Source organism: Methylobacterium radiodurans (genome assembly GCF_003173735.1).
In the GTDB taxonomy this organism is placed as follows: domain Bacteria; phylum Pseudomonadota; class Alphaproteobacteria; order Rhizobiales; family Beijerinckiaceae; genus Methylobacterium; species Methylobacterium radiodurans.
This window is the reverse complement of the sequence record NZ_CP029551.1, coordinates 4,340,977-4,357,722: the sequence shown is the minus strand read 5'-3', so window position 1 is coordinate 4,357,722 and position 16,746 is coordinate 4,340,977. Positions and strand designations below refer to the sequence as shown.

Annotated in this window: 16 protein-coding genes and 1 tRNA gene; 7 read left to right on the top strand and 10 right to left on the bottom strand. The window is 66.2% G+C overall.

The window, feature by feature from the left end:
• Positions 1 to 39: 39 nt before the first annotated feature.
• Entirely contained in the window at positions 40 to 330 is a 291-nt protein-coding gene (locus tag DK427_RS20410; protein WP_109952873.1) for a YggT family protein, read from the bottom strand.
• A gap of 123 nt (positions 331 to 453) precedes the next feature.
• Here DK427_RS20410 and DK427_RS20405 point away from each other — a divergent pair.
• Positions 454 to 529: transfer RNA gene (locus DK427_RS20405), tRNA-Ala, on the top strand.
• Positions 530 to 2,121: 1,592 nt separating this feature from the next.
• Here the strand turns inward: DK427_RS20405 and DK427_RS20400 are convergent.
• From DK427_RS20400 to DK427_RS20375, 6 genes are read right to left on the bottom strand one after another with little or no spacing between them, the layout of a single operon-like run.
• On the bottom strand, positions 2,122 to 2,571 hold the full coding sequence (locus tag DK427_RS20400; RefSeq protein WP_245930660.1) for a DUF4142 domain-containing protein: 450 nt from the start codon (positions 2,569 to 2,571) through the stop codon (positions 2,122 to 2,124).
• Positions 2,572 to 2,618: 47 nt separating this feature from the next.
• A complete protein-coding gene (locus DK427_RS20395; protein ID WP_109952869.1) occupies positions 2,619 to 3,233 on the bottom strand; it encodes a NapC/NirT family cytochrome c in 615 nt (204 codons plus the stop codon).
• Between the two features lies 1 nt (position 3,234).
• On the bottom strand, positions 3,235 to 3,696 hold the full coding sequence (locus DK427_RS20390; RefSeq protein WP_425452484.1) for a nitrate reductase cytochrome c-type subunit: 462 nt from the start codon (positions 3,694 to 3,696) through the stop codon (positions 3,235 to 3,237).
• On the bottom strand, positions 3,693 to 6,209 hold the full coding sequence (gene napA / locus DK427_RS20385) for a nitrate reductase catalytic subunit NapA (protein WP_109952867.1): 2,517 nt from the start codon (positions 6,207 to 6,209) through the stop codon (positions 3,693 to 3,695). Before napA ends, DK427_RS20390 begins: the two co-directional genes overlap by 4 nt.
• A 40-nt stretch (positions 6,210 to 6,249) precedes the next feature.
• Positions 6,250 to 6,558 (bottom strand): chaperone NapD, encoded by a 309-nt coding sequence (locus DK427_RS20380; RefSeq protein ID WP_109952865.1) that lies wholly within the window; start codon positions 6,556 to 6,558, stop codon positions 6,250 to 6,252.
• Positions 6,559 to 6,567: 9 nt separating this feature from the next.
• Positions 6,568 to 6,720, bottom strand: a complete 153-nt coding sequence (locus DK427_RS20375) for a periplasmic nitrate reductase, NapE protein (RefSeq protein WP_425452483.1) — start codon at positions 6,718 to 6,720, stop codon at positions 6,568 to 6,570.
• A 751-nt stretch (positions 6,721 to 7,471) separates the two neighbouring features.
• Here DK427_RS20375 and DK427_RS20370 point away from each other — a divergent pair.
• Positions 7,472 to 8,008, top strand: a complete 537-nt coding sequence (locus DK427_RS20370) for a hypothetical protein (RefSeq protein ID WP_109952861.1) — start codon at positions 7,472 to 7,474, stop codon at positions 8,006 to 8,008.
• A gap of 628 nt (positions 8,009 to 8,636) precedes the next feature.
• Positions 8,637 to 8,873, top strand: coding sequence for a hypothetical protein (locus DK427_RS20365; RefSeq protein WP_162559866.1), 237 nt, complete (start codon positions 8,637 to 8,639; stop codon positions 8,871 to 8,873).
• Between the two features lie 397 nt (positions 8,874 to 9,270).
• Here the strand turns inward: DK427_RS20365 and DK427_RS20360 are convergent, their stop codons facing one another.
• Positions 9,271 to 9,462 carry a DUF6894 family protein gene (locus DK427_RS20360; RefSeq protein WP_162559865.1) on the bottom strand — a complete coding sequence of 64 codons (192 nt, stop codon included), beginning with the start codon at positions 9,460 to 9,462 and terminating at the stop codon, positions 9,271 to 9,273.
• A 399-nt stretch (positions 9,463 to 9,861) separates the two neighbouring features.
• Positions 9,862 to 10,326 carry a hypothetical protein gene (locus tag DK427_RS26510; protein ID WP_162559864.1) on the bottom strand — a complete coding sequence of 155 codons (465 nt, stop codon included), beginning with the start codon at positions 10,324 to 10,326 and terminating at the stop codon, positions 9,862 to 9,864.
• 105 nt (positions 10,327 to 10,431) lie between these two features.
• Between DK427_RS26510 and DK427_RS20355 the strand changes: the two genes are divergently transcribed.
• On the top strand, positions 10,432 to 10,926 hold the full coding sequence (locus DK427_RS20355; RefSeq protein WP_162559863.1) for a hypothetical protein: 495 nt from the start codon (positions 10,432 to 10,434) through the stop codon (positions 10,924 to 10,926).
• A 208-nt stretch (positions 10,927 to 11,134) separates the two neighbouring features.
• On the top strand, positions 11,135 to 12,433 hold the full coding sequence (hemA, locus tag DK427_RS20350; protein ID WP_109952857.1) for a 5-aminolevulinate synthase: 1,299 nt from the start codon (positions 11,135 to 11,137) through the stop codon (positions 12,431 to 12,433).
• A 444-nt stretch (positions 12,434 to 12,877) separates the two neighbouring features.
• Here the strand turns inward: hemA and DK427_RS20345 are convergent, their stop codons facing one another.
• Complete coding sequence (locus DK427_RS20345) at positions 12,878 to 13,132, bottom strand: hypothetical protein (RefSeq protein WP_109952855.1); 255 nt, start codon at positions 13,130 to 13,132, stop codon at positions 12,878 to 12,880.
• A gap of 878 nt (positions 13,133 to 14,010) precedes the next feature.
• Between DK427_RS20345 and DK427_RS20340 the strand changes: the two genes are divergently transcribed.
• On the top strand, positions 14,011 to 14,700 hold the full coding sequence (locus DK427_RS20340) for a Crp/Fnr family transcriptional regulator (RefSeq protein WP_109952854.1): 690 nt from the start codon (positions 14,011 to 14,013) through the stop codon (positions 14,698 to 14,700).
• A gap of 295 nt (positions 14,701 to 14,995) precedes the next feature.
• Positions 14,996 to 16,675: a cytochrome-c oxidase, cbb3-type subunit I gene (gene ccoN / locus DK427_RS20335; protein ID WP_109952853.1), complete on the top strand. Its 1,680-nt coding sequence runs from the start codon at positions 14,996 to 14,998 to the stop codon at positions 16,673 to 16,675.
• The last annotated feature ends 71 nt before the right edge of the window (positions 16,676 to 16,746 follow it).

Below are 16,746 nucleotides of genomic sequence, written 5' to 3'. Positions count from 1 at the left end.
TCTTCGTTGGGCGGCCGCGGCCGCCGGGCCGGACGGGGCTCAGACCAGGAAGCGCGCGAGATCGACGGTGATCAGGCGCTGCACGAAGAGCAGCAGCAGGATCAGGATGACCGGCGAGATGTCGACGCCGCCGAGGTTCGGCAGCAGGTTGCGGATCGGGCGCAGCGCCGGCTCCGTGAGGCGGTAGAGCACCTCGCCGATCTGGGCGACGATGGGATTGCGCACGTTCACCACGTTGAAGGCCACGAGCCAGCTCAGCACGGCGCTCGCGATGAGCACGTAGATGAACAGGTTGATGACCGTGTTGATGAGCCAGAGCAGGGCATACATGCGCGGCGTCGTGTCCTCGGATCCAGGCGACGCCGGTGGCCCGCAGGGGCGGTGCGTCGCAAGGTTGAAAATCGGGAATTGACAGGCTGAGCCGCCCAAGCCTACAAGGCCGGCGTCCCGGACGGGGCTGTAGCTCAGATGGGAGAGCGCCGCAATCGCACTGCGGAGGTCAGGGGTTCGAATCCCCTCAGCTCCACCACCAACTTCTTCGACGAAATTGGTGGTTGGAATCAATGGCTTGAAAAGCAGGCCCATTCCGATAAGTCCCAATAAATCCCAGGTCAGACCTTAGCTGCGCATCGCCGGTCGAGGGATTTGTCCACAGCATCTCCACACCTTGTGCACACCCGGACCCGATCCACGGGCTTCACGTCACAAGCACGGTCAAGGGCCTCTCTAACGTCCTCGAGCGCCCTTCGCCCTCACGGTTGCCGGCGGCCGCCGGAGGACCGCTCGAAGAGCGGGGTGCTTAGATGCAGCCGTTGGACAGCCCCCCGTGGATCGATGGATCGTCCCTGACGACCGTATCACCGAGTTGAAAGGCCGGAGCGAAGGCGTCGGCCTCGTAGGTGCGGAAGGCTTCCCGTTCATTGCCAAGCCGATAGGCCATTGCGCGGCGATGCCGGGAGTGCGCGAGACTGCCGTCCCAGTCGCGGTCCTCGGCGCCTCCCCGGGCACGCACGTCCGACCGCGCTCGCCGCGTGGACCATGCCCGTAACACCGGGTCATGGCGGTGTAGGCTGCCGTCACGTCGATGCACGCGAGACCATCCAAATCGAGGTCGAGCTCGCCCTCAGACCAAGCCTCGCGCGCCGCCCTATCATCCGGCCGGCCCGTCCGGTCGCGCGGTCCGTGCGCATCTCGCGAGATGCCATGGCGCTTGGAGAAGCGCAGGCGGCAGCTCTGGACCACGCACATGCCGCGCTCTGCCGGGGCCACACGGAGTTGGGGCAGATAGGTTCCGCGCCGGGCACCACAGAGGTCAGGATCAGGTCGATCAGCGTCGCGCATCGGTGCATGCGCCAATTTCCACCGTGGGCTCGGGCGCGACAGGCTCTTCACGGACGAACCGGCCGCTAGATTGGCCGGCGCTCAGTCCCTTGGGGCTGGAAAGCATCAGGCATGGCAAGGCGTCAGCGGCCGCATCCGAGCCTTTGAACGGTATGCACGTAAGTACGCCACCTGCTGCATAAATTGCATCATTTTGCTTGTTTCCCAACCAGTGTCAGTCTAGAGCATGATGCGCCTCGGCTAACGAAAAAAGGCCGCACCCGAAGGTACGGCCCAAAGTCTTGGGAGGAAACGCCCGTAGAGGGCTGGCGGGACGCGACGCCATCGCGGCCCGTCCCCAATCGGATGACACCCTCAACCAGGGCATTCAAGTGGGTTTGCTGCGCAACAACACGCGAACGGTTCAACTATGAACCATCATGTGCGCCGCAGCACATGCACAGCTACCTCATGTTGCGGCCTTCCCGTGCGGCGCGGTAGCCCCACCTCATGGATCTGCGACTAGCTGCGCGGTCGCTACAGGCGTCACCACCAGGATTCGGAGAGACCTAAGTTGGCGCCCTAAGGCCTTTCCTCGCTGCCTTCGGTTGGCTACGGCCGGGGCAAGCAGGATCTCGTCATGTTATTCTGCTAAGTACCGGGCTTCCGATCTTGGGCGGTGTCCTGATATCGGCTTGGACCCACCCCAGGGATGGGCCGGCGTGTTCGTGGTGCAGGGCGATGCACATCTGACAGTCGCGGATCCGCCAACCGCGCGAAGCCGCGCCAGGTGGCTGCCCCTCAGGGAGCGACTGCCGCGAGTTCGGCCCGAGCCGCCTTGCTGAGATCGCGCAACCGCTCCAAGGTTGCGGCGGCATATTCCCGGACCGGTTGCGCCTCCGACCGTGTCGCATCCTCGTAGGCGGCGATCTCCCGGCCGAGTGCCTGCGTCTCGACCTCCGCGTAGCGACGTGACAAAGCCAGGTAATCGAGCGGCTCGATGTTCTCGACGATGCTTCGCAGTTCCAGGTCGAGCGTGTCCCGCACCTCGACTCCCGCCGTTGCCGCCAAGCGGGCGAGTTCGGGCAACTGGGCGGTCCGGAAGTCACGGACGCGCTCGGCAAGCACCTTGATACCGGGTCTCGGGTCCTTGGCGGCGGCGATGCTCGAGATTCGAGCCTGGAACAGGGCGGAGGCGTAGGCAGCCTCGACGAACCGTCCCGCGGCATCGTCCGCGTGCAGCTTGGCCACGCTCACGGCCCAGAAAGCCGCCGCCGCGAGACACATCCATCGTCCGGTCATTGCCATCCCGGAACCCCCTGCATGTTGGGAAGCTTGTGGGCGATGCCCTTATGACAATCGATGCACGTCTTCTCGCCCGTGAACAGGTCCTTTTCGTGTGCCGCCGCCGCCCGCGGGTTTTGCTTCGACACGTCCATCGACTCGGCGCTGTGGCAATTACGGCATTCCAGGGAGTCGTTGGCCTTCATCCGCGCCCATTCGTGCTCCGCCAAGTGACGGCGTAGGTCCAGGAACTTGTCGCGCGTATCGATGGAGCCGAAGATATGGCCCCAGACCTCCTTGGAAGCCTGCATCTTACGGGCGATCTTGTCGGTCCATTTGTGGGGCACGTGGCAGTCGGGGCAGGTCGCCCGCACGCCCGAGCGGTTGGCGTAGTGGATCGTGCCCTTGAGCTCCTCGAATACGTTCGACTTCATCTCGTGGCACGACGTGCAGAACCCCTCGGTGTTGGTGTGCTCCAAGACCGTGTTGAAGCCTCCCCAAAATAGGACGCCCGCGACGAAGCCTCCCAGGGTCAGGAAGGCTAGCGAGAGGGTTGTGGCGGGCCGCGTGGCCGTACGCACCCAGGGGTTCAGCCAGAACCAGGACCACGCCCTAGCAATCGCCGTCATCTCAGCGCCCCCGGGGCTCGCGCTCGACGAGCGCGTCCATGTCGACGAAGGTGTTGGGGACGAGCGGCTTCGCCCCGGTCTGCGGCACGTGGCACGCGAGGCACGAGTAGCGACGAGGTGAGACCCCGCCGAGCGTGTTCCCTTCGCGGTCCTGGTAGTGCGTGACGCTGATCATCGGCGCTTGGGACTGCTCAGTAAATTTGCGGGCATGGCAGGCCAGGCACTTGTTCGCGTTCAGGTCGAGCGCGTAGCCCTCGATGGCATGCGGAATCAGGGGCGGCTGGTCCGGGTAGTTGCGCTTGCGGCGGACGTCGTCGGTGACCTGCCGCTGCATCGGCGGCGCCGGCGATTCCTTGGTGAACGGCTCCGGACCGGTCAGGCGAGGAGCTTCCTGCGCGAAGAGGGCCCCCGCGACGAGGCATGTCGCACCGGCGCAGGCGGAGAGCATGAAACGACGCATCATTCCGCACCACGCTCCGTCATGGCGACGCCGATCACCTTGACGGCGCACTTCTTGAAGTCGGTCTGCTTCGAGATCGGGTCCGTCGCGTCGAGGGTCGCCTTATTGATGAGCTGGCTGGCGTCGAAGAACGGAACAAAGACACGCCCCGGCGGCATCTTGTTGCGTCCCCGCGTCTCGACCCGGGAGCGGATCTCGCCGCGCCGCGACACGATCCGCACCTCCTGACCGCGGCGCAGGCCGCGCTTCTGAGCGTCGTCGGGATGCATGAACATCACGGCGCCGGTGAAGGCCCGGTAGAGTTCGGGCACGCGCATCGTCATCGATCCCGAGTGCCAGTGCTCCAGGACGCGGCCCGTCACCAGCCAGAGGTCGTACTCCTGGTCCGGCGCCTCGGCCGGCGGCTCGTAGGGAGCCGCCATGACGACCGCCCTACGATCGGGGTTGCCGTAGAACTGCCAGCCGGCCCCCTTCTCGACGTAGGGATCATGTCCCTCCCGGTAGCGCCAGCGCGTCTCCTTGCCATCGACGACGGGCCAGCGCAGGCCGCGGACCTCATGGTAACGCTCGAAGGGCGCCAGGTCGTGGCCGTGTCCACGCCCGAACGCGGCGTATTCCTCGAACAGGCCCTTCTGGACATAGAAGCCGAACCGCTTCGACTCGAAGTTCTCATGCTCCCGGGCCGTCTCGTCCAGGCCGAAGCGGTCGACGCTGCCGTTACGCCAGAGCACGTCGAAGAGGGATTTGCCCTTGTACTCCGGATGGGCGGCCAGGATCTCCGGCGCCCATGCCTCGTCGGTGGTGAACCGCTTGGAGAACTCCATGAGCTGCCACAGGTCCGAGCGAGCGTCGCCGGGGGCGTTGACGAGCTGACGCCACATGTGGGTTCGGCGCTCGGCGTTGCCGTAGGCGCCTTCCTTCTCGACCCACATGGCCGTGGGCAGCACGACGTCGGCGGCCATCGCGGTCACGGTGGGGTAGGGATCCGAGCAGACGACGAAGTTGGCCGGGTTGCGATAGCCCGGATAGGTCTCCGCGTTCGTGTTGGGAGCCGTCTGCAGGTTGTTGTTGCACATGATCCAGTAAGCGTTGAGCTTACCGTCCTTGAGCATCCGGTCCTGCTGCACGGCATGGTATCCGATCTCGCCGTTCAATAGGCCAGGGGGTAGCTTCCAGATCGCCTCGGCATGCTTGCGATGCTCGGGGTTGTTGACCTGCATGTCCGCGGGCAGGCGGTGGGAGAAGGTGCCGACCTCGCGAGCCGTGCCGCAAGCGGAGGGCTGGCCGGTCAGCGAGAAGGGGCTATTGCCGGGTTCCGAGATCTTTCCGGTCAGGAGGTGGATGTTGTAGACGAGGTGGTTCGCCCAGACGCCACGGACGTGCTGGTTGAAACCCATCGTCCAGAGCGACATCACCTTGATCTTGGGGTCGGCGTACATCTTCGCGAGCGTCAGGAGTCGCTCCTGCGATACTCCGGTCAGCTCGCTGGTCTTTTCGAGGGTGTACTCCCCTACCATCCGCGCATAGGCATCGAAGTTCGACGGCTGCGAGACGGCGGCCTCGTTGGCATGGGTGGCTCGCTGCTCCAACACGTGCTCGGGCCGGAGGCCGTAGCCGATATCCGTGTTGGCCACCCGGAAGTTCACATGACGTTCGACAAAGTCGCGGTTCACGGCGCCGTTCTGGATGATGTAGTTCGCCACGAAGTTCAGGATGGCGAGGTCGGTCCCCGGTTGAAAGATCAGGGACTGATCCGACAGCTCGGTCGTGCGATGCTCGTAAGTGGAGAGGGTCGCGATGCGGACGTGCGGCGCACTCAGGCGGCGGTCGATGACCCTCGTCCATAGGATCGGATGCATCTCCGCCATGTTCGACCCCCAAAGCACGAAGGCGTCGGCATGCTCGAAGTCGTCGTAGCATCCCATCGGCTCGTCCATGCCGAATGTGCGGATGAAGCCGACGGCGGCCGAGGCCATGCAATGGCGGGCGTTCGGATCGAGGTTGTTCGAGCGGAAGCCGGCCCGCATGAGCTTGGTCGCCGCATAGCCCTCGAAGATGGTCCACTGGCCCGAGCCGAACATGCCGACGGCCTTCGGCCCCTTCTCGCGAAGGACGCGCTTCCACTGCCGCGCCATTTCGTCGAAGGCCTGATCCCATGAGACCGGCTGCAGCTCGGCGTTCTTGTCGAACTTGCCGTCGCGGACCCTCATCAGCGGCTGCGTCAGCCGGTCCGCGCCATACATGATCTTCGAGAGGAAATACCCTTTCACGCAGTTCAGGCCACGATTGACCTCGGCCTGCATGTCGCCGTGGGTCGCTACGACGCGCCCCTCCTTCACCCCGACCATGACGCCGCATCCCGTGCCGCAGAACCGGCACGGCGCCTTCGACCATTTGAGGGCGATGTCCTCCCCGGCCGCGAGGTTCTGCGCCCCGGCCGGCAGGTCAATGCCCGCGACGGCCGCCGCCGCGGTGGCGGCCTGGGCCTTCAGCAAGGTTCGACGAGACACGTCCATGATCGACTCCTGGATAGATGGGCGTGGCCGTCCGGCGTGCCTAGCCGAAACGGTGGTAGACGAGCGCGGTGGAGAGGACGCCGGGCAGCTCCCCGATCTCGCCCAGCCGCTGCACGACGTCGTCCTCGGTCCGGGTCTCCAACGTCGCGACGATCTTCCCGGCGGGATTGTCCCCGTGCACGTCGAGGCCCGGCATCGCGTTGAGCGAGGTCAGCACGGCGGCTAGGCGCTCGGGCCGGGCGTGGACCACCAGCCCGCTGACATGGTGCTCTCCGCCTGCCGCTCGGCCCGCGGCCGAACGGCCGCCCAGCAGGTCCCGCCGGGACCAGGACGCTTGTTCACGCGCCATCGCTCTCTCCTAGACAGGCCCCGGAGGGCCGGTGAACGCGTAGTACATCCAGACAAGGAAGCCCCAGCCCGAGACCACTCCGATGGCGATGAAGGGCCAGATCAGCACGGCGAGGACCAGGAAGGTCAGCAGCTCCCGTACCCGGCCACCTCGGGTCGGCACTCCCCCTTGAACCTGCGGCTCTTGCACTGACAGCCCCTCAGCTAGGCTCGGCCACGGTCGTGACGGGTGAAGACGAACGTTGCGGTTCCATGTTCGAGGAAAACCGGATCACGGCCGCACCTTGGCGCTCGATCGGAAGATGGAGGACGGCGCGGACCTCCCCGCTGCGTTCTCCCAATGGCTGGCCCTCGGAGGGAACGGGCGTCAACTGGCGCATATCGCCGGCACCCCACGTGGAACGAAGGGCTCGGCCTTCGCTTCGGCGCAACTCGAAGAACGAGGTGATGAGTGAGGCCGCCGAGACCCCAGGTGCCGGGTTCCAGGTCCCTTCGCGGGGTCCAGGCCCCGCAGACCGGCATTCCCCCATTGGACCTTCAATCCAGCCTCCGACGCGACGGCACCTGTTCGAGCATCGTAGCGACAATGCGGAACCGGCTCTTTGCGCGAGCGCAAACAAGTGGTCCGGCCACATGATTTCAATGCATCGCTCGGCATCGAAGAAGCGATGTATCGCCGACATCGAAGTCACGCCCGCCCAGACGTCCTGCGCGGGCCCGAGAGGCGCGCCGCACATCATCCTCGTCGACAAGACGCCGCCCGCGAAAACGGCGGGGCGTGGGAGCAAGCGGTCCAAGTTCTGCGGGCCGCGCGAGGTCGCGACGGATGACGGGCCTACTTCGAGAGCCTGATTTCGGCTGACCGTCCGTGCCCAGGCCTTCATGACGAGCAGTGGTAGAGGACGGAAGCCGCGATGCTCGACTTTCTGGAGCGGTTCGACGCGCAGGCGACGGAGCTCGGCCGAACGGACGTCGACCTTTGCTCGGTCCACCCCCAGCACGGCAGGATCCGCGAAAACTATTGCGTCACACTCGTACGAGCCCCGGTGACGGTGAGCAGCCTTTTTGCCGAGCGTATCGTTTTCGCAAACACAACCGCCTACCGCACGCAGATCGCGCCCCGTACCCGCGTCAGCACGGCGTTCCAAGCTGGGCGTCCAAAGGGGGAACGCTATCCTTACGCCATGGCCGAATCATCCCCGACGATCAGCGATCTCCTGCGATCACAAACCATCACCCATGCGGAGGTCGATGCGGCCGTTGATGCGCTACTCGATGGCCGATTGAGAGCACCCTTTCGATTTTCCGAAGGCTGGAACCTGGATCTTGCCGAGGCCGTCTACGGCCAAGTGAATGTCAAGCGCGCGCTGGAAAGCCCTACGGCGACCGTTGGCGTTCAGCGGGCGATGGTCCGTACAGCGATCTTGCTGGCCCGGCCGGAGAAGACGTGAGGACAGCAGCCGACGATGCGCAACCCGCTTCCCGCCGGTATGCTGAAAGCCCTTGCCCGGATAAAGGCTGCGATCGAAAGCGCCTACGAGACTTGGCTTGGCCCGACCTTCCTTAAGATCCCAACGTGCTGAGCAGGGCTCAGACATCGAAGCCGGGACGGCGGCCCACCACCCGGTGACCGGCCGGGGCGATTCCCGCCACAGCTTCGCCTTGGTGAACTGAGCGGGCCGTGGCTACGAAGTCGGCGAGGTCCGGCGCTGAGCTTCCTTAGCCAGTCGCAGCGCCTTCAGTCGTGCCGTTTTCTCATCCTGAGCGCGCCGCCGATCCTGATGCCCCTTGCATGCCGCTTCCGCCTCAAACCGGCGTCCCACCGCACGGTCAGGGATTGTCTCGACACGGCCAACGATGTGGCTGGGCTTGCCCGGCATGGGGCGGGTTCCTGCTCCTCACCTCAGCTAGGTTGGGCGATCAAACGGGCGCTCCCGACTCAGTCCTTCAAGCGGTTGGGCGTGGAGCGGGGGTTATGAGCCGTGGCCTCCTTGGATCAACCTCACGTAGACGTAAGAGCGCGATTGCCCAGTTGAGGCTAAGGACTCAATCAGCACGGGAAGACGTATGCGAGCCGATATGCTGGAGTTGATGCGGCTTCCGGTGAATGGGGCCAAAGCTGACGAGCTGCTGGCCCGTGAGTTCGCATCGGAGGCAGCGGAATGCCAGGCGGCCGGGGATCCCGGGTCGGCCGAGATCCCGCGCTACCTTTCGCGACGTCATCGGATCAAGTCGTTGGAGCTGGAAGCGCGGCTGACGGCTACGAGGCTCGACTACACGACCTTGTTCGACAATGGGCTGGACGCCACGCGCTAGGCCCCTTGTTCCTTCCGCCCACCGGGATCGAAGGCCCAAGAAAACTTGCCGCGGCGAACCGGGCGGGCCGCGTGCTACATGTCTGTTTGCCGGGAGGCGATACGTCTAAGCATAGGCAACGTCTGCCTGAAGGTAGACAGGCCTCTTTCGATGCCGCCTGGGTCGGTGATGCGAATATCCCAGCATCCCTCGCCAACCCATCTATCCGCCAGCACCATCGCGCTGCCGGCGTTCACCCGTGTGGCCTCGCGCGACCCCGCTGCCGATGCGGCCGAGATCGTAAAGCGCACAATCCTGCCGGCCATCGTGGACGCTCACGAATGAGGAGTCGACGATTGATGCGCTTCTGAGGCGCACTTTGCAACATGGATTGCTGTCACGGGGTCGGGTACCGCAGTCACGCGGCTATCGGGATCTTCCACTCCCCCGCAAATGTTACGGCCGCCTCATAGATCACCTGATCAGCCTCGTCGCGCACGATCGCCCTGAGCACGTGGCGCTCCCCGCCTGGCAGCACCTCCGTCGTCATGGAGCCGAGCGCCCGGTCGGCCGCAGCCCGCGCCTTGCGGGGGCAGTCAAAGCCACTCACCGGGTTGCCGGGCACAAAGATCCTGCCATCGTCGGTGTCGGTAAGGTAGCAAGGCGTGTGACACACGTGGACCGCGGGTTTCTCCTCTGAAGAATCTGACGCGGCAAGCTTGATTCAGGCTAACCAGCCCGCGTGGGCGCAAGAAGTGCCCCGCGAGGCTGATGCCTGCGGACCGAGTGCTCTGGCGGCCTGCAGCCTGGCGTCGAGAAAGGTGACACAGGCCCGGACGTGTCCGCCCGGTTGTCCGCCTGAGGCCCTTCAATGTGCTGGAGCGGCCCCCCGGAGACGGGGGCCCGACCGGCGTCGAAGGCGGCGCGAGGCGACGGGACGCCGTCATATGGCGAAAAGCTCCATGGTCGCGGAGGCGAGCCGCGGCAGGGCCCAGCCATCGCGATCGCGCTAGGGCAGGGCGCCGATGAGACGCTTGGCGTCGGTGAGAATGTTCTCGCAGCCGCGCTGGTTGCCCTCGGCCTCCTCCGCCATCGCCTCGCGGATCAGCAGACGAGCGGCCGCGACGTTCTCGCGGGTAGGCTTCAACTGCGGATCGCCGGGCTGTTCGGCCAGTGCGCGAGGAAGAGCCTTGACGGAACCGGTGGCCAGGGTGTGGCCGGGCTCCAACCCGGCCACGCGCACGGCACCTACGCTGTCGAGGCGGCGCTGCAGGGCACTCACCTGCTGTCCGCAAGGAGTCGCAAGTGCGGCCAAGCCGGAACAGGCGAGCAGGGCGGCCGCGAGTAGGGCAGGTGAGGTGCGCATATCTTCGTTTTCCTTGGCAGTCGGGCAGGTAGTGACCGTGCCGGACGACTTGTTATGTGCCGCATCGAAGTACTCGGCATTGCGCTGGATCAATGACGGAGCGCGCAACCCGGGTCCGATACGTCGTGGCCTACTCGCCCGAGTAATAAGCCGCCTAGCCTGGGCACGGCCGCCGGGCGGGGATTCCAGGACGGGGGCGAAATGATGGGATCGTTGGACCCGACAAAGGAAGTCGTCAGGTTCGAGGAGGCGTTCTGCGGCGGCTCGCGCGCCATCCTTGGCCTCGCGGGGCTTCCCCCGCTCCTCGCTTCCTGGGAACTCCTCGTCCGACATGGCATCGCAATCTCCGGTGGCGCGGCCGTTCTCGCATGGCTCGTGTCGGCGGGAGCGTTGGCGGTGGGTCTACCCCTCCTTGGCGTCGCGTTGATGGGTTTCGAGAGGACGGTCACGGTCGACCCTCGGGAAGGTACCCTTTCAAAGCACGCACGGGGCCCGTTCCGGCTGGCATGGACCCGCACCCAAGCGCTGACGCTGGTGTCGGAGATCGGCGTGGAACCCGAGGCGTGGAATGACGGCCTGCCCACCTGGTGCGTCGTGGCGCGATTCAAGGACCGGGCGCAGCCCTGGCGCATTACGCGACGCGCCGACCGCGACGACGCATTACTCGTGGCCAGGGATACCGCGTCGCGCTTGCCCGTAGCGTACTAAGCCGAGCGACAGATGGACGAGCTTCGGCTCGCCTGTTCGGCCGCCCTGCCAACTTGGCCCGTACCGGCCTTGCGTACGGTTGATCAACATCAAGGCACGATTCCCGGGCCTTCGGCATAGGAAGGGGCGCCACAGCCCATCTCAACCGTCCGTGGCCGCCCCCTTCCGTCGCGGACGAGCTCCCGCGAGCCCTCAAGGACACTTGCGCATGCACCTTCGGCTGGCTTCGGACGCCCACCACTCGGCTCCGATCACGCAGGGCAAGTCCGGTCACGATTATGGGGGCTTCTTCAGGGAAGCGGTGTCCCGCCTGCACGGCGAGCGCCGCTACCGCGTCTTCGCCGACATCGAGCGCGTGGCCGGCCGCTTCCCGCAGGCGAACTGGCGCCGCCCGGACGGCTCGACCCGCGAGATCACCGTGTGGTGCTCGAACGACTATCTGGGCATGGGTCAGCACCCCGAGGTGGTGGGCGCCATGACCGAGACGGCCCGGCGCTGCGGCGTCGGCGCGGGCGGCACCCGCAACATCGCGGGCAACACCTCGCCGCTGGTCGACTTGGAGCGCGAGCTCGCCGATCTGCATGGCAAGGAGGCGGGCCTCGTCTTCACCTCGGGCTACGTCTCGAATCAGGCCGGCATCTCGACGATCGCGAAGCTGATCCCGAACTGCCTGATCCTGTCGGACGCCTTCAACCACAACTCGATGATCGAGGGCGTGCGCCACTCGGGCTGCGAGAAGCGCATCTTCCGCCACAACGACCTCGCGCACCTCGAAGAGCTGCTCGTCGAAGCCGGCGACCGGCCCAAGCTCATCGTGTTCGAGTCCGTCTACTCGATGGACGGCGACGTGGCGCCGATCGGCAAGATCTGCGACCTCGCCGACCGCTACGGCGCCATGACCTACCTCGACGAGGTCCACGCGGTCGGCCTCTACGGCGAGCGTGGGGCTGGCATCGCCGAGCGCGACGGGGTGATGCACCGGATCGACGTGATCGAGGGCACGCTGGCCAAGGGCTTCGGCTGCGTCGGCGGCTACATCACGGGCTCGGCCGCCGTGCTCGACGCGGTGCGCTCGTTCGCGGCCGGCTTCATCTTCACGACGGCGCTGCCCCCGGCCGTGGCGGCGGCGGCGCGCGCCTCGGTGCGCTACCTCAAGCGCTCGAAGGTCGAGCGCGAGGCGCATCAGCGTCAGGCAACCCAGACCAAGGCGGCGCTGGAGGCGGCGGGCCTGCCGGTGCTGCACACCGAGACCCACATCGTGCCGGTGATGGTGGGCGACGCCGAGCTGTGCAAAGCGGCCGCCGACCACCTGCTGGAGTGTCACGGCATCTACATCCAGCCGATCAACTACCCGACCGTGCCGCGCGGCACCGAGCGCCTGCGCATCACGCCCTCGCCGTTCCACGACGCGGCGCAGATCGAGCGGCTCACCGCGGCGCTCGCCAAGACCTGGGACGCCCTCGGCATCCCTCGCACCGGATCCGCGTTCGGCGTCGCAGCCGAGTAGCACGCCCTTCGTTGCCCCCGGGCGCCACGACGGAAGCGCCGGAACACTGGATCCAGGAAGCCGACGAAATCGCTCCCCACCGGCGGCCGTACGAGTTGCGGATGTACCCGGAATGTTATCTCAGAAGCCTCGCGTCGCCCGCCTGCAAATGCCGGCCGGGGGGCGAACCTAACGGACGGCAACAAAGGCCCCGAGGACGAAGACGGTCCTCGGCATGCCCGAGATCGGCTCGGCGCACGGGAGGCTTACCGAGGACCCGGCGGCGAGCGCTGACGCCCCTTACGGTCGATGTAGAAGCAATGGCGAGACGAGCACGGCGGCGAGGGCATCGCCTACGGAGCGTTCGACCGTATCCGAAATGCCCTCGTGATGGGGGAGCGTGCCGGCCCTCGATGGCGGGCCGCGTCGGGAGGCAAGGCCCGGCGACGCGGCACGTAGCGTGGCTCAGGCTTGCGCCGAACGGCCGAAACTAAGCAACACACTTGTCAGGATGACGATGGCCATCACCACCGGCCCCAGGATCTTGATGCTGGCGATGACCAATTGGAATATCAGGCCGCCGGCATTGGATATCAGCACCGCGATGATGAGAGCTGACGCGGCGATCAACACAGCGGCCCCGAGTGTCATGGCCGAGATGAAGAGGGCTGCGAAAGCCCGGATCGGACTCCACACCAGGGATGACGGACGCTCGCTCATGGGTTCGATCTCCTGTTCCAGCACCGACAACTTCCCATGGGCGGAGCCCGGTCGGCTTTGAGTTGGATCAAGGATTCATTCCCCGCCGGCCGAGGACGATGAACGGCCCGCGAGAACTGGTGTCGCGTCCGCTCCAGCCCAGGGACGTCTGCCCGATGGGGGGCCCGGGCTGCATTGCCAGTCCGGGAAGAGGCGGTGGCGGGTCGAGACCTGCGACGCAACCGGTCCACCCTTTGATGAGGACCCGCAAGTAGGCAGCGACCTGGTTCAAGGGCAATTTGAGGCGCCCGCCGTCCCGCAGGATCATCGGTTGATGGATAGGTGTCTTGCCGGCGAGGCGCGGGAAGCGTGGATCCTGCGTTCCTTATCTTCGGTCGCCGTTTCAGGAGCCCGGGCGGTACCCGCCGTGCCATGGTACCCGGGGCTGCTCAGGGCATTCCCGGCATGCCGATCCCAGGAGCAAGGCCGCCGGAACCACCGCGCCCACGAAACCCCGCGTCAAGCGCAAGGCTGCCCTCCACCTTCAATGCTCCGCCCGCGGCCGTGCCTGCCATGCTCGCGCACCGCCACGGCCCATCGCGGGGTGTACCCTCGCTTGACCTCGCCGACTGCACGCCTCCTACTTTGCGCGAGCGCAAACAGGGTAGCCGGCCGGACAGGTAGGGACGACGACGTGCAAGCATGGGCTCGTGCGCCGCGTCGCCCCTCGTTGAGCGAAATCAAGGCACCCGAAGCGTTCGCTGCCTACCCACATGCACTCGGCCAGCGCGACCTGGCTACCAGATTGTCCGCCGCCGTTTGGCATTCCTGCCTCTGGATTGTCTTCCGCAGGTTGTGGGGGCCATGGCCCCGGGAGGGGATTGATGGGGAAACCGGCGATGGACCAAGTGCCGCGACGGGCAAGCTTGGCGCATGGTGCCCTATTCACGAATTTGGATGAGGGAACCGCCGAGATCCTGCTGGACGCGGCCACGCTCCGTCAGTTCGCGGCGGGAGCCACCCTGTTCCATCAGGGCGACGCGCCGAGCCAACTCTTCCAGGTCAGTTCCGGCTCGGTGAGGCTGACACGCGTGAATCCGGAAGGAGAGCAGACGACGTTGCGGTTCATGGGAGCCGGCGACCTAGTCGGCTGCGTCGCGGTGTTCCGCCGATTCCCCTTCCCGGCGACAGCGACGGCGACCGAACCTACGGCCGCCCTGTGCTGGAGTGCGGTACAGATCCTGGACCTCATGCGCCGCCATCCGGCGATCTCGGCCAACGCGCTCGATACCGTGGGGGACCGGGCTCGCGAGATGGTCGATCGGCTCGCGGAGATGACGGACAAGGGCACCGAGGCGCGGGTGGCAAGTGTCCTGCTGCGGTTGGTCGGGCAGGTCGGACGCAACGGCCCGAAAGGCGTCGAGATCGCGTCGCCGGCGACCCGGAAGGACGTGTCGGAGATGACGGGCGTCAGCTACTTCACGGTCAGCCGAATCCTCGGCGGCTGGCAGAGGCAGGGCCTCGTGCGACTCGGCCGGGCCCGGATCGTCGTCCTGGATCCCGGGAGGTTGGCCCAGATCGCCGCTTGAGGCGCCGCAAGCCGAACAGGCGGCGGCCACGGCACGATCCCGGGCGGGCGAGGGCGGGGAATGACGCTCCCGGAGGCACCCCGAAGGCCGCCAACCTGGTTCGCATGCATCCTCAGCGCCTCCGCTGCGGCGCCGAGGACTTTCGGGTCCTCCCTAGGCGCGACCGGACAGGCGGCCCGCCCGCACGCTGCCCATCCCGTCGCCCGCTGCACCGTTTGACTCAAATCAACGCCTGGCCCCGCCCGGCGCCCTAATCGCAGCCCGACCCGTCCTGCGAGAGGCAATCGAGCGAGCCATGGCCGCGACACCATCATCGAAGTACATGACGGAGGGGGAGGTGGGCTTAGGCCTCTCCTTGCTCGTCGGCGCGCTCCTCTGTGGCGTCGCATCCTCGCGGGCGGTCGACGCCCCGTTCGGCGCCCATATGGCCGTCTTCGCGCTCGCCGCGATCGCAGGCATCGTCGCCATCCTCAAGCGCTACGAGGGCCGCCCCGACGAGGCTCCGCCGCAGATGATCGGGGGCAAGCCGAACTACAACCTCGGACCCGTGAAGTTCACGGCCATCGCCGCGATGGTCTGGGGCATCGCCGGCTTCCTCGTCGGCTGCATCATCGCCTTCCAGCTCTGGGCGCCCGCGCTCAACCTCGGCCTGGAGTACGCAAGCTTCGGCCGCCTGCGCCCGCTCCATACCTCGGCGGTGATCTTCGCCTTCGGCGGCAACGTCCTGATTGGAACCTCGCTCTACGTCGTCCAGCGCACCTGCCGCGCCCGGCTCGCGGGCGAGCTCGCGCCCTGGTTCGTGGTGCTCGGCTACAACCTGTTCATCGTCATCGCCGGCACCGGCTACCTCATGGGCGTGACCCAATCCAAGGAGTACGCCGAGCCCGAGTGGTACGCCGACCTCTGGCTCACCATCGTCTGGGTCGCGTACCTGCTGGTGTTCCTCGCAACCCTCTGGAAGCGCAAGGAACCGCACATCTTCGTGGCGAACTGGTTCTACCTCGCCTTCATCGTGACCATCGCCATGCTGCACGTCGTCAACAACCTGGCGATGCCGGTCACGGTGTTCGGCTCGAAGTCCTATCCCATCTTCGCGGGCGTGCAGGACGCGCTGATCCAGTGGTGGTACGGCCACAACGCGGTCGGCTTTTTCCTCACCGCCGGCTTCCTGGCGATCATGTACTACTTCGTTCCGAAGCGCGCTGAGCGGCCGATCTACTCCTACCGCCTGTCGATCATCCACTTCTGGGCGCTGATCTTCATGTATATCTGGGCGGGCCCGCACCACCTGCACTACACGGCACTGCCGGACTGGGCGCAGACGCTTGGCATGACCTTCTCGATCATGCTGTGGATGCCCTCCTGGGGCGGGATGATCAACGGCCTGATGACCCTCTCGGGGGCCTGGGACAAGCTCCGCACCGACCCGGTCCTGCGCTTCATGGTCGTGTCGCTGGCCTTCTACGGCATGGCGACCTTCGAGGGGCCGATGATGTCGATCAAGGCCGTGAACTCCCTCTCGCACTACACGGACTGGACCATCGGCCACGTGCATTCGGGGGCACTCGGATGGGTCGCCTACATCTCCTTCGGCGCGTTGTACTGCCTCGTGCCCTGGCTATGGAACCGGCGTGAGGTCTACTCGCTCAAGCTCGTCGAGTGGCACTTCTGGGTCTCGACGCTCGGCATCGTACTGTACATCACCTCGATGTGGGTCGCCGGGATCATGCAGGGCCTGATGTGGCGTGCCTATAATGCCCTGGGTTTCCTCGAGTACTCCTTCGTCGAAACCGTCGAGGCGATGCAGCCCTACTATCTCGTCCGGGCGCTCGGCGGGGTGCTGTTCCTGATCGGCGGGCTGATCATGGCCTACAACCTCGCCATGACCATCGCGGGCAAGACCGCCTCCGAGAGCGAGGCCCCGCCGGCAGGAGAGGCGCTCCCTGCGACCGTCGGCCTCGCCCCGGCCGAGTGAGCCGATGCCGGGGCCGCTTGCCGCGGCGGCCCCGCAACCCTCACGCATCACGCCCACAGCAACACGGAAGA

Coding starts and splice junctions, on each gene's coding strand:
- DK427_RS20410 (WP_109952873.1), bottom strand. CDS start 330: ATGTATGCCCTGCTCTGGCTCATCAACACGGTCATCAACCTGTTCATC.
- DK427_RS20395 (WP_109952869.1), bottom strand. CDS start 3,233: ATGACGGCGATTGCTAGGGCGTGGTCCTGGTTCTGGCTGAACCCCTGG.
- DK427_RS20390 (WP_425452484.1), bottom strand. CDS start 3,696: ATGATGCGTCGTTTCATGCTCTCCGCCTGCGCCGGTGCGACATGCCTC.
- napA (WP_109952867.1), bottom strand. CDS start 6,209: ATGGACGTGTCTCGTCGAACCTTGCTGAAGGCCCAGGCCGCCACCGCG.
- DK427_RS20380 (WP_109952865.1), bottom strand. CDS start 6,558: ATGGCGCGTGAACAAGCGTCCTGGTCCCGGCGGGACCTGCTGGGCGGC.
- DK427_RS20370 (WP_109952861.1), top strand. CDS start 7,472: ATGCTCGACTTTCTGGAGCGGTTCGACGCGCAGGCGACGGAGCTCGGC.
- DK427_RS20365 (WP_162559866.1), top strand. CDS start 8,637: ATGCTGGAGTTGATGCGGCTTCCGGTGAATGGGGCCAAAGCTGACGAG.
- hemA (WP_109952857.1), top strand. CDS start 11,135: ATGCACCTTCGGCTGGCTTCGGACGCCCACCACTCGGCTCCGATCACG.
- DK427_RS20345 (WP_109952855.1), bottom strand. CDS start 13,132: ATGAGCGAGCGTCCGTCATCCCTGGTGTGGAGTCCGATCCGGGCTTTC.
- DK427_RS20340 (WP_109952854.1), top strand. CDS start 14,011: ATGGACCAAGTGCCGCGACGGGCAAGCTTGGCGCATGGTGCCCTATTC.
- ccoN (WP_109952853.1), top strand. CDS start 14,996: ATGGCCGCGACACCATCATCGAAGTACATGACGGAGGGGGAGGTGGGC.